The 12,875-nt window shown below is 60.2% G+C and carries 9 protein-coding genes; 1 reads left to right on the forward strand and 8 read right to left on the reverse strand.

The genetic code is table 11. The features are described 5' to 3' along the window. Positions 1-10: 10 nt before the first annotated feature. The 7 genes from RX327_RS02940 to RX327_RS02970 form a co-directional block, all read right to left on the reverse strand. Positions 11-2,023 (reverse strand): non-ribosomal peptide synthetase, encoded by a 2,013-nt coding sequence (locus RX327_RS02940; protein WP_317249432.1) that lies wholly within the window; start codon positions 2,021-2,023, stop codon positions 11-13. 41 nt (positions 2,024-2,064) lie between these two features. Next, positions 2,065-3,105: a thioesterase domain-containing protein gene (locus RX327_RS02945; protein WP_244481876.1), complete on the reverse strand. Its 1,041-nt coding sequence runs from the start codon at positions 3,103-3,105 to the stop codon at positions 2,065-2,067. A gap of 47 nt (positions 3,106-3,152) precedes the next feature. Next, complete coding sequence (locus RX327_RS02950) at positions 3,153-3,923, reverse strand: 4'-phosphopantetheinyl transferase family protein (RefSeq protein WP_080667130.1); 771 nt, start codon at positions 3,921-3,923, stop codon at positions 3,153-3,155. 382 nt (positions 3,924-4,305) lie between these two features. Further along, positions 4,306-5,469 carry a GNAT family N-acetyltransferase gene (locus RX327_RS02955; RefSeq protein ID WP_050384001.1) on the reverse strand — a complete coding sequence of 388 codons (1,164 nt, stop codon included), beginning with the start codon at positions 5,467-5,469 and terminating at the stop codon, positions 4,306-4,308. 392 nt (positions 5,470-5,861) lie between these two features. After that, positions 5,862-8,477 carry an AMP-binding protein gene (locus RX327_RS02960; protein WP_317249433.1) on the reverse strand — a complete coding sequence of 872 codons (2,616 nt, stop codon included), beginning with the start codon at positions 8,475-8,477 and terminating at the stop codon, positions 5,862-5,864. Positions 8,478-8,752: 275 nt separating this feature from the next. After that, the gene (galE, locus tag RX327_RS02965) at positions 8,753-9,763 is read right to left on the reverse strand and encodes a UDP-glucose 4-epimerase GalE (RefSeq protein ID WP_028335243.1); all 1,011 of its coding nucleotides are present in this window, start codon (positions 9,761-9,763) and stop codon (positions 8,753-8,755) included. Between the two features lie 97 nt (positions 9,764-9,860). After that, entirely contained in the window at positions 9,861-10,778 is a 918-nt protein-coding gene (locus RX327_RS02970; protein ID WP_028335244.1) for a LuxR C-terminal-related transcriptional regulator, read from the reverse strand. Between the two features lie 460 nt (positions 10,779-11,238). On the opposite strand from RX327_RS02970, the gene RX327_RS02975 reads away from it, so the two are divergent. Continuing rightward, positions 11,239-11,895: a LuxR C-terminal-related transcriptional regulator gene (locus RX327_RS02975; protein WP_225162391.1), complete on the forward strand. Its 657-nt coding sequence runs from the start codon at positions 11,239-11,241 to the stop codon at positions 11,893-11,895. A 53-nt stretch (positions 11,896-11,948) separates the two neighbouring features. On the opposite strand, the gene RX327_RS02980 is transcribed toward RX327_RS02975, so the two are convergent. Then, complete coding sequence (locus RX327_RS02980; RefSeq protein ID WP_082190530.1) at positions 11,949-12,365, reverse strand: VanZ family protein; 417 nt, start codon at positions 12,363-12,365, stop codon at positions 11,949-11,951. Between the last annotated feature and the right edge of the window lie 510 nt (positions 12,366-12,875).

Consider the following 12,875-nt stretch of genomic DNA (forward strand, 5'->3'; position numbering starts at 1 on the left):
GACCTTCCGGCTAGAGTTCGACCTCCTCTCTCGGTCCCTCCGAGAGGGAAGGGGCATTGGAATCGGCCACCCAGCGCATTCCGTCGATAACTTCCGCCAGTTCGGCCAGTGTCGGCCGCTCAAAGAGGTTGCGAAGCTGCACGTCGACGCCGAAGATCTTTCGCATGCGCGACACCGCCCGCACCACCAGCAGCGACTCCCCGCCCAGTTCGAAGAAGTTGTCGTGGCGTCCGATCGACTCGAGCTTCAGGAGTTGACACCATAGCGCAGCCAGCGTCTTCTCGGTCTCTGTCGAGGGGGCGACGAAGACCTGCGCCGGCTGGATGTTTTCCGCCGTCGGCTCGGGAAGCGATGAGCGGTCGATCTTGCCGTTGGACGTGAGCGGCATCCGCTCCAGGCGAACGTAGTGCGTGGGAATCATGGACTCCAGCAGTTCTTCGGCGAGGTGCGCGCGCAGGTCCGCCACGGTCAGAGGTTTCGACGCGACATAGTAGGCCACAAGTCGTGCGATGCCGTCCTCGAGCGTCGACGGTTCGCCATGGCCGATCTGGGCCGTTTTTTGTGTCGCTGCTTTCGTCATCGAGGTGGCGACGGCGCATTCGTGAACGTCCGGGTGTTTGAGAAGCCGTGCTTCGATCTCGCCGAGCTCGATACGGGTGCCACCGACCTTCACCTGATGATCGGCGCGGCCGAGAAATTCCAGGCGTCCTTCCGAGTTCCAGCGGGCGAGATCGCCCGTTTTATAGAGCCGCAGCTTCGAGCGCCCATCTCGGGGATCGGCGACCGTGCGGAAGCGCTCGTCGGTCAGATCGGGGCGATTGAAATAGCCTCTCGCGAGACCGTCGCCGGCAATGAACATCTCACCGATGATCCCGGGGCCGGTGGGCTGATATTCTTTGCTGAGGACGTAGATTCCCGCATTCGCGGCCGGAACACCGATTGGCACCGATGCGGATTGATCCCGGTCGGTGTCGAAGCGGTGAATCATGCAGCCCACCGTGGCTTCGGTTGGTCCATACTCGTTGTAGATCTCGATAGGATGGGGAATAGCGTTGGTGATATCGCGAGCCAGCGCGGCCTTGAAGTCCTCACCGCCCACGATGAATTTGCGCAGTCTTGTGGTCTCAAGATTGCGGTCGCGGATCATCGCGAGATGTGCCGGCGTCAGCTTGATGATATCCACTGCATTGTCGTCGATCACCTTGAGCGCGACCATGCTCTGCACTCCGGGATCGCCAAGATAGACCACGATGCGGCCGCCGGTGATGAGTGGCGTAAAGAGCGTTGTGACCGTCAGGTCAAATGCGAGGGATGAGAAAAGGGGCCATGCGAGACTTTCGCCGGAGCTGTACACCCGGGCGGCCCACCAGATGTAGTTCACCAGGCTCCGGTGCTCGATCTCGACGCCCTTGGGAGTGCCGGTCGAGCCGGAGGTGAAGATGATATAGGCGGCGCCGTCCGGCGTCGCAGCGGACGGTCGGGCCGAGGCCGGTTGATTCGATATCGAATCGAAATCGGCGTCGAGCACGAAAATGTCGGCAAGGTTCGAGGCAATGCCCGAACGCAGGCGCGACTGGGTGATCGCCACGGGAGCCCTCCCGTCGGTCCCGTTGGAAATGTCCTGCAGGATTGTTGTGATCCGCCCCTTCGGCGTTGCCGCATCCACCGGCACATAGGCTGCGCCGGACTTCAGCACGCCCAGGATCGCCACGACGACTTCAATGGAGTGCTCCATGAAGACAACGGCAATCCGGCCTGGGCCCACGCCGGTCGAGCTCAAATACGCGGCCATCTGGTTGGAGCGTTCGTCGAGCTGCCGGTAGGTCAGCGTTGCATCGCCAAAGCGGATCGCTTCAGCGTCAGGACTACGTGTCGTCTGGTCGCGGAAGAGATCGATGATCGTCCTGTCCGACGGATAGCGTGCTGCCGTCGCGTTGTAATCGACAACCAGCGCCTGATGATCGGAATCCTTCAGCAGGGGAAGCGCTACGCCCTCCGGCGCGATAGGTAGGACTTCGTTCATGAAATACGCTCCCGTCGGGAAAACCAAAAAAGAAAATCACGTCAATCGTTCAGCTTCTGGGTTGCCTGGCGATAGAGGTTCGCGATGGCAGGTGCGTCAGGTTCCATCAGCATCGAGGCTTCGTTGCAGTCATCGGGCCCGAAGTAAAATTCGGCATGCGGCACTACCCGTAGCCATCGGTGTGGCGCGGCGCCCGATCGCAGCCAGGCTTTGTTGGGAAGGATTATGCAAACCCGACCCGAATACGGAGTGGGAATGTACCGCTGAAAGGCCGCGATCGCCGTCGATTTGAGCAGAGCCCTGCTCGCCAACACCGGGTCTGTCGCAACAGGCTCATTGCTCTTGCCAACGAGGGGTACGAGGGCGCGGACGTGCTCGCGCAGGCGACTGCCGAAATATCGGAGACGGGCGCCGAATGTCGGCAGCTTCGCTGTCTCATGCAGGAACGATTCCGCCTTGCCCCTGGCGATAAAATACAGCCGGCGCGGCCATTCCCCATAGGTGGTGGGGTGAAGCGGGCCAAACAGCGCAACGCACGAGACCTCGGATTCGCGCTGTCCCAGGATTTTCGCCAGTTCAAAAGCTGTTGGAGCGCCCGAGCAATAGCCGGCGATGATGTACGGACCGGTCGGCTGATATTCGACGATCTGGCGGGCGAAGTACTCGGCGATATCTTCGACGCGGTCCATCGGCTCGCTCTGCCCATCGAAGCCAGGCGGCTGGAGGGCGTAGAACGGTTGATCGCCGCCCAGGTGCTTCGAGAGGTCCAGGAATGAGGACGGTGCCCCGACATGACCGGGTACGGCGTAAATGGGCGTGCGTGTGCCGCGAGACTGCAACGGAATGATTGCAGGCGGTTGCGTGGCCGCGGCCGTGGCCATGTTCAGAAACGCGATGATCTCGCCCTTCCGACCCTGCAACTGATCGCGAAGCTCCGCCGTCAGCGCGCCGGCCGGGGCGTTGCAGCGCAGCCGGTCGCCATCCACCCAGACCTTGATGTCCTTGACCGCGAGGTCTGCAAGCAGCTCCGAAAACTGCATCACGTGCGCTGACATCGGGCTTTTCATCGATGAAGCTGACATTTCCTGTTCCGTGCACCATCGCGGCAATTTCGACTTCGGATGACAGTTCACTTCCGGACGACCACGCTCCCAACATATCCAGGTTGCGGTACGAAGCTTCGGACAGCCCAATCCCTTTCATCCCAGGAAATCGGCTGTCCCAAACCGCACCCCAGCGCCTTGGAGACAGCCTCCAGCCGGGTCCAGCGCTGGAGGAAGCCTTCCAGCCGGTCTTCCGGATCGAGGGCGGCGTAGGACTCGTATTCGGAGGTGGACAGGCAGAGCGCTGCGATCTCGTCCGCCTCGGGCACAGGGAGAACCGCCTCGATGTCCACCCCGACCTCTTGCCTGATCGAGAGGGCGATGACCGCTACTTCTCCGGATCGCGAGACGCTGAAGCGCACGTCGCGGGCGGGCATGCGGCGGGAGAGGTGGGGTTTGCCCAGCCGGCCATATTCCAGCTCGATCTCCGAGGGCAAAATTCCCAGCCTGGAAGCGAGGACTTGGCGCAGTTGCCCGCGGCTAACAATAAAGCGGCGGCGGTCGCGCTCCAATCTCAATCCCGCGGCGCGCCGATGTTCTTCCTCGTTGAGGTAGGCGCTTAGCTCCCGGATGACGTCCCGCTCCACATGGAGCATGAATGCCAGGACCTCCAGACCATCATGCTCGAGAACCGGCGCGACGATCCCGGGTCTCAGCACGACTGCTTTGTCCAAAAAGCTCGACGCGGCGGTGCCGGCTCCGCGAGCCCCGCGTTCAAGTCTGCGATAGCCTGGCCCGTCAAAGGAACGACTATTTTCCCACTCGCTTTGTTCACAGGCACCTGTGCGAAAAGCCATCACAACTTGCTTTCTATTAGCCTCGATCCGGAGTGTGCCGCCGGTAGGTTGCGAACGGTATTGCGATGGGCATTCGAGCGGACTGCTGATTGAAATTTTAATCGCGCACCGCCATGGCTCAATGGACCATCGTAATTACCCATTTTTTGCCAGTTCCCATCCGGTGACCCGGATGAGTGACGCGGTGGCAAACCGCCGCGTCCTTCCGCCAAAAGCGCAAGCGGGGGAATATTCCTAGGGGAATTGGACCGCTAGACGGTCAATGGATGCAGTCCAGGCGTAAGCGCCTGGACCGGCCGGCAGTCAAAAAGGGAGGCTGCACCGACATGGCCACATCGCCGACCCGGACGTTGGTTCTCGCCAAGGAGCCCAAACCGATCGGTTAGGAACCAGTCCCGAATACGGAATACAGAGCCGCGGTCTTCTTTGGAAGATTCGTGGCAATGGTTCGTAGCATCCGCTTGGCACTGCGGAGCTTGGCCTCGATGTGGCGCTCTGGACTGTCTCTGCCTACAGCGATCCACGTCATGGCTTGCTCCCTGTTGGCCAGATGGGACTTGTGCCCGCCGCCACCGGCCAGGAAATCGTAGCCGCTTTCCCCGCGTGCAATGCTGTCCTCAATAGCCAGCACATGGCTGACGAGCCCGGGCTTGAGCCGGCTATCGCTCTCATAGAGAAAGCCGCTCTGGTAGTTCAGGACACGCCCGTCGTGCACGAAATTGTACACGACCCCAATTGTCTCGTTCCCGACCAGCGTCCGTGAGATGCGAACGGCCCCCGTGGGGACTCCCCGCGCAATGAGCTCCTCGTGAAACGGACGGAAGCCGGGATTGACGAAGGCTCCCCTGCGTCCCCATCGCGACCGATGAAAGTCGCTCAGCAAATCGAACGCGGCGAGGGCCTCCGTCGTTGTTTCCATGATCCGAAATTCAACGGGGCCGCGTTCCGCATACAACCGCATGGCGCGGTTCACGGCCTGGCGCGTACTGCGGCCCAATGTGGCGCGATAGTCCCCCCCTCGCTGGTGGACTGGGGCAAAATCAACCCACAATGCCGCGTCAGCCTGTTTCACCTCGGTCACGAGCCCGGCCCGGCCTGCGGCGCGACTGGCGGTCGCCTCAAGGTCCGGATCAATTCCGGAGAGCACCAACTGATCCGAGCGGCGCAAGCGGGACGTCAACGCATTGAGACCTGCCGATATGATGGCATCGGATTGCTCTGCAAGGATACCGTTGTACTCGATGAACAATCGGTCGAAACGAGTATCTCCCGTTTCATTGAGCAGCCAACGTGTCCGTGCATACGGCCCGAGACTCCACGCTTTCCGTCGGCAAACAACCGCCAGGCCAACGATCTTGCCTGATGACCGGGCCACGAGGACGTGTGGTTGCGCGCCCTTCGGGATGTGCCGTAGCCAAGTGCCGATCCAGAGCCAGGACAAGAAGAACGAGTGAGTTACTCGCGCTTCGAGCTCTTTCCATGAGGTTTCAAGCCACGCAATGCTCTCCAGGGCATCCAGGCTGACATCGGTAACCGTCTCAGGCATGCTTTCCCGTTCCAACGCCAGAGGACCGAACGCGCGCTGCGACGGGAAGACCGAAGGACCAGCCGCAATGCTCGCGCAAAATCCGATGCAAGGTCCGATGATGGGGGGCTGGTCACACACAGGCATCCCTCTGGCGGACACGTCGTGGTTGGGCATCTCTGACCGTTGTCTCGGCGGAGGTCGATAACGGATATTATATCCGGAATTCGATCGAGGTGCGGACCCTTTCTGATTACCCACGGTAGCTGCTTGTGCCAGCGCTGCAACTGTGCCGAGGTGAAGCTGCGATCGACCGGGTTCGAGGCGGGTGCAGCGCGCTCCTGCCTTCGGCGTCCGACGGCCTCGATCCTCCGCCCGCTCATCGGGGCGTGTCATGGCTGACGTCCGATTTCTCACGTGGCGCTCGATCCCGAGGCGAGTTTTTCAAATCTCCGCCGCAGGTGATCCACGAGCAGTTCCGCACCGATCAACAGGCAGCCGGGATGTCCGCCAGGCACCTGTATCAATTCCAGTTGAGAGCTGAGATGCCGCCACGCTCGGCCATCGTGGTCGGCCGCGTAAAAGGCCACCGGGATCTCGAGCGGCGCCGGACAATACCGCGCCATTGCGATTGAATGAGCGTCCCACAACGCCGTTGGAATCTCGACCTTGGCGATCGCAGTCCGCCCGTTCGCCGGGAGCTTCAAATATCGCTCCAGTCTCACCATTTGCTCGAAGGTCCAACGCAAGAGATAGGGGGAAACCAGCGGCTTCAGCAGCCCCAGGATCGCCCGCGGCATTGGACGGGCACTGACAGTCGGCGGGTCCACCATCGTAACCAAATCAACCGTGTGGCCGGCAGCCATCAGCTGGCGGGCCACTTCGAACGCCACCATGGCGCCATTGCACTTGCCGCCCAGAAGAAAGGGACCGCTCGCTTGCCTTGCCAGGATGAACGGCAGGCGGTCGGCGGCCATCGCCTCGATCGAGCCCGGAATCGGCTCGCCATGAAGACCGTGGGGATTGATCGAGATGATCGGATAATCCGGCCCCAGAAGCTCTACCACCCGCCGCACGCTCGCGTGGCCGCTGACAAGGTCGCCGTTGAAAAAGTACAGCGGAGACCGCGTGCCAGGCGCATGGGGCTGGAAGAACGGCGTCGTCCACGTGTCCGTTGGTACGGAAACCCTTGCGGCAAATTGCCGGACGGTTTCTGCCCCGAACATGATGGTTTCCGGCACGGGATAGCCGACAAGCCGCTCGACCTCGATCAGCATCTCCATGGCGAGAAGGGAGTCTCCGCCGCTGGCAAAGAAATCATCGTCAACGGTCACGGCCTCGTTCTTGAGCAGCCTGCGCCAGAGGGTCAGCAACTCGGCTTCCAAATTCAACGGCCCGTTCGCGACGGGCTCCGGCATCGTCGCCTGGTGCCCCCGTGGCCGGTCGACCAGCTCGCGCAGACGTCGCCGCTGAACCTTTCCCGTCACCCCCTTCGGCAGATGGTCGAGCGTCAGAATACGTCTCGGAATCTTGAACGAGGCCAGCTCGCGTTGCAGGAACAGCCGAAGCTCCGCAGCGCTCGCCTGCGCGCCGCGATGAAGGACGATGGCGACTGCGACGTCCTCGCCCAGGCGCGGATGCGAGATCGCGAAGGCCGCAGCCTCGGCGATCGCCGAATGTCGCAACAGCGCGGCTTCGATCTCGGCGGGAGAAATCTTCTCACCGCCGCGATTGATCAGCTCGCTCAGGCGGCCGTGCAGCGAAAGGAAGCCGTCTTCGTCGAGGCTGCCGATATCGCCGGTCTGAAACCAACCCTTCGTGAAAGCGGCTTGATTGAGTTCCGGCGCATCGAGATAGCCCGACGTCACGGTCGGTCCACGAATCCAGATCTCTCCGCGCTCGCCGGCTGCCAAGGGATGTCCATCCTCGCCAACGATCGCCACAGTATCGGGCCAGGGTCTTCCGCAGGTGCCGGGCCTGTTCGGACCGGGCGGCAGCTGGTTGGCGGCGATTTGGGCCGCCTCGCTGGAGCCGTAATGCTCCAGCACCGGCACGCCGAGAGCGTGTTGCAGGCCGTCCTGCACGGCTCTCGGGAGCGGCGCGCCGCCCGACATCGCGAACCGCAGAGTGTGCGCAGCCTGTGCATTCTCGAGGCCCTGCGCCTTGTCCAGCACCGCGGTGTGAAGCGCAGGGCCTGCCGAGTACCAGGTCGGCCGCAGGACATCGAACCACTCATCGAGTGCGACGACGGCACTGTTCGCCGGGATGGCAATGCTGCCTCCGGTCAGCAACGGCGTGAAGATCGTCACTTTGAGCCCATGGGAATAGTAGGGGGGCGACACGCTCAGGCATCGGTCCCGGGACGTGAGGCCGAACCAGGCCTGAAGGCGTTCGGCTGCCGCCAGCATATTGTCATGACTGAACGGAATGAGCTTCGGCTGCGCGGTCGTGCCCGACGTCTGCAGAATGAAGGCGGGGGAGCGCGGATCCGGCTCGGCGTCGATGGCAGGGGAGCCGGCAACTTGCACGGCGATCTCGAGTCCAAGCTGGCCCTGTCCGACCGGAGCGGCTTCTATGATGGCAAGCGTTCTCCGGGCCGCGGCTTGGCGAGCTTCAGGGGCACTGCCCTGCAGCACAACGAGCGCGCTCAGGTTCAGCATGTCGAGACGCTGCTCGATTTCAGGCAGGGAGAGGCGTGGGTCGAGAGGAACCGCGATGGTACAGCAGGCGACTGCCACGATGGCGAGAACCGCCTCCGGGCCGTTCGGCATCAGGACCCCGATCCGGGTATTGCAATCGAAGCCGGCCAAGCGCAGCCGCCGGCGGATTGCGTTCAACTGGCGTTCAAGACCGTTGTATGTCAGAGGCTCGAAAGCGCTCGAAACGATCGCCGGCTGGTTCGGAAACTGACTGGCAGTTCGACCGATGACCTGGCCTATTGTGAGCCGGGCTTCCGGCTCCCCACGGTCGCGAGCGCGGAAGCTCTCGGAACACATGGTGGCGCCAGTCGTCTCGTTGTCCAGAAGCATTCCGTCCTACCTTGAACCGAAAGTCGGTTCACAGGACGATAGCCTGCAGTTCCCGAAGATGCCTTGTCGTACAGCAAGTGAAGGCAGCAATTAAGGATTAACCAATACTCGGTGCGTCATCCTGCCATTCTGCGAATTGCGAGCATTGGTGAGTGGTGGCTTAACCAGGCGGCGCTACTTGAGCTGGCCGATGAGAGCAGTCGTCTGCCTTGCGCGGGATTGAGCAGGCCTCGAACAAGACAGAAATTCTCGAAGACGCAGACGGCTCTCGCCGACTACGCGCCGCGATAGCCGTTCGGGTTCTTCATCTGGAAATGCCAATGGTCGGCACACATCTGTGTCAGCGATCGCGTTGATGTCCAGCCCAACAGGTTCTTCGCGAGAGTTGGATCGGCATAGCAGGTTGCGACGTCACCGACCCTGCGTTGGTCGATCACATACGGGACTGGCCGGCCACTCACTTCCTTGAATGTCTGGATCACGTCCATGACGCTACTGCCGCTTCCTGTTCCGAGATTGACCGTCAGAAGGCCGGGCTGTCTCAGTTGGCTCAGGGCGCTCAGATGTCCGGATGCAAGATCGACAACGTGAATGAAGTCACGGATCCCGGTGCCGTCCGGAGTATCATAGTCGTTTCCCCAAACATGCACCTTCGGACGCCGTCCGATCGCCACTTGTGCTACAATCGGCAACAGATTGTTCGGCACGTCCAGGGGATCTTCTCCGATCAGTCCGCTTTCGTGGGCGCCAACCGGATTGAAGTAGCGCAAGATGGCAATCCGCCAATCCTTGTCGGACTCATGAAGATCCTTCAGTATTTCTTCGATGAAGTATTTTGTGCGGCCGTACGGATTGATCGGTGCGACAGGATGCTTCTCGTCCAGCGGCAGGTACGCGGGTGTCCCGTAAACGGTTGCGGATGAACTGAAGACCAGCGTCTTGACGGATGCTCGCGTCATGGCGGACACGAGCCGCATCGTTCCCACGACGTTGTTGTCGTAATAGGTGATGGGTTGAGCGCTGGACTCGCCCACCGCCTTGAGGCCGGCGAGATGAATGACCGCGGTCACGTCGTGGGCGCGCAGGATTTGGTAGATCGCCTCTTCATTGCGGATATCGGCATGCCGGAAAATGACCGATCGCCCGCAGATGGCTCGTATCCGTTCGAGGGAGGCGCTGTTGCTGTTGGAAAGATTGTCGACCGCGACGACATCGAGCCCGGCGTCGAGTAGCGCGACAGCGATGTGGGATCCGATATAGCCGGCACCGCCGGTCAACAAGATCATTTCCGCTTCCGTTTCGCGTCTGCGTGGTCAATGCTCGCCGCGCGCGGGAAATCATCCCGCGCGGTGATGTCGATGCGCCAGACCGGACGAGTCTCGGCTATTTCCGCAGTCGGATCGCCCCGTCGGCTTTGCTCATGTCCTTGCGGGTATGGCCGTTGGTGAGGGAGACTTCGAAGTAGTTCTCCGCATGGTCGATCGCGCCAAGTGGTGCCGGCCGGCCCGCTCTCGCGATCTTGGGAATTTCCCGGCCGGGTGGGAGGAGCCGCTCGGTCACGTCAACGATCTGATGCGCCGAACTGCTGTTTCTCGACCAAGCCGCAGATCGATGGTTCAATCCCCAGATTGCTGCCTGCGTTCTGTTTTGAACCCGAATCTTGCGAAGGATCGCCTTGATGTGAACCTTCACCGTGGCTTCGGCAATCTTGATCTTGCGCGCAATGCACTTGTTGGAATCGCCTTCAATCAGGCACTGCACGATTGAAACTTCCCGCGGCGAAAGTTGCTGAGCCAGCGTGTCATCTGCCGTTGCGACGGCATGATCGTCATCGTTGGCTACAGGGGCATCGTCCAGCTCGCGTTTCTCGGTATCGAGAGCGGACTCCAAAAATGCCGGCGGGAATACCGTCCCACCCATCATGACGAGTTCGATGGACTTGATGAACGCGTCGCAGTTCATCACGTCGATGAAATATCCGGTGGCGCCGGCTCGGAATGCGGCAACCAGATCATTCAGTTGAAAGTGATCCGCGACAACTGCGACACGTGCATCCGCGTGACGGCGCTTGAACGAGTCGATTTGCTCGACTGTCGGGCGAAAATCATCGCCACTATGAACGATGAGGAACAGCGCCGGACTGGCGGGGGCTTTCTGAAGCGCCTCGTCGCCGGGCCAATCATCGGCGTCGTATATTGAGGTTAGGACGAAATTCTCCGAATTTAGAATTCTTGCAAGGCCTTCTTTGCGAAGACTATTTTCACCAACCAGCGCAATGGCAAAAGGATATCGTCGTCTCATGGAAACTCTCCCGGACGCTACAATGATACAAGCGGTTGAACGGTTGAACCCGGCTCATTTTTGGTGGCCCGCCCAGCTGAAAAGAACGACGTAAAAACAAGCTTCCTCAGATTTGGTCGATGGAACAAACCTGGGACGAAAAGCGCTTAACCCACTCCGAAAATATTTAAGAATGTTAGATGCTAATCCCCAATATCCCTATATACCGTTGGTTATAGGCATTTGGGGCCGCCAAACTGACGAGGGTGATCTCTTGGTCCTGGTCGACGGGCACTCGCTGAGGGTGCGTCGGATCGTCGCTGCGATTACGCGTTGTGTAATCACTTTGTCGGCGTGCTCCGGGCGGTAGATTCACGGGACCCAGCGACAACAAAACCTTACTGAAATGTCTCATATTGGAGTAGCTTATTAATGACATGGGCGCCGATCTGAACTGAGGGGGACTGAGGGTTGATCGGAAATGCATTTCAGTCGTGTAGTCATTGCCAGTAGATATCCAGTCGTTTTATTGGGTCTGAACTGCCTGCTCGAAGCAGAGCGTGATTTCAAAGTTGTTGCTCGCTGCAATGATATTGCGAGCTGCTTCAAGGCAATACAGAGCCTTGCGCCCGACATCGCCATTTTGGACATGTCGATGCCTGACATTTCTGGGCAGGCCATGCTCGAGGTCGCAAATTCCGGGGCGCTTGGTGTGCGGCTCGTGTTTCTTGCCGCCTCGGTTGAGGATCGCGATCTCGCGATGCTCGCAGCAGCGGGAGCTTGCGGTGTTCTTCTGAGCGAGGAGGAGCCCGAAACGCTCTTGCAGACGTTGCGGCAAGTCGCCGACGGCCAGAAGACGTTGCCTCCGCCCTCGTACGAAGAAGCCATCCCTTACGCGCAAACGACGATCCCGGAGAAATATCTTGCGGTGCTGACGGACCGCGAGCGTCAGATCATGCGTTTGGTATCGGAGGGCTTGTCGAACAAGGAGATTGGCCGCCGTCTGAAGGTGGCCGACGGTACCATCAAGGTTCATCTGCACCACATCTTCCGCAAGCTCGAGATCAGCAACAGGACCGTCCTTGCTACGCTTGCCGTCTCATATTCCGGGCCGACCGGGTCTCCATCCGTCGAATAGCGGCGACGGGCCGGCGTTTTTTCATCGAGCTTCGCGCGCGATGATCATCCGCGCTAGATCAACGGGCTGCCTGTCCGCTTGGAGATTGCGGAAAACGTGCGTCGCAAGGCAGTTGCGATGATGACGCCTGCGCAGCAGCCAGTGCCTTTGACGAGCATGTCCTTTACGTATCCATGTCTGTCGGGGAGCGTTCTTTGGATGAGTTCGAAGCCGACGACTATAGCGAGAAGGACGAGCAGGATTGGCAGCACGTGCTTCGGATAGGCGAGCGAAAAGGCGACCCCGATAATGAACAGAGCTGCAAAACGATCGATGTTCGCCGATATCAACGTGTGCGGACGGAATGCCAGCGGAGTATCGGTGACGATGAAGAGGCCTAGGATCAAACCCCAAGCCAAGCATCGGAATACGGTTTGCGTCATCCCTTGTGGTTCAGCAAGAGCGCAGTAACCTGGTTTCATCATTCGCATTCGCAACTACTCTTCAGGCGCGGCCGTTTCAAAAGATGGATCGTCGTTGCACGATGGGATCAAGCTCAACTGCGGATCACCATGGCGGGCTAGGTTTTGCCAAGCCACTGGCCAATGTCTCTCGATCCGATGACCCGTTTGGGCCGGTACGGGTTGATCGTTCCAGCCGAAAGTCTCTCGATGCGCTGGTCCTCCGCCAGTTTCCTTGTGAACTGCTTCGCATCCTGTTCGGATACGAATGTCGCAGTCCTTCGTGCGTGCCTGTCGGGCGGAGCATCGCGTTGATCAATGAAGGAGACGTACCAGATGTGCCTTGCTGTCATGCGGGACCTCCGAGGTCAGGTCTAGGCGCGAATACAAATTCGAGACACCAGGCGGTGATATCTGAAAGCGCTTCGGCGAAGCGTCTTCTCCGTTGTGTAGTCGTGATTGGTTTCTGCGAGCCAAAGCAAGCCGGCGATTGGTCCGTCCACAATGGACGGGAATTGCAGCTTTAGCTCAGCGTGTCTC

The organism is Bradyrhizobium sp. BEA-2-5 (assembly GCF_032918025.1).
In the GTDB taxonomy this organism is placed as follows: domain Bacteria; phylum Pseudomonadota; class Alphaproteobacteria; order Rhizobiales; family Xanthobacteraceae; genus Bradyrhizobium; species Bradyrhizobium pachyrhizi.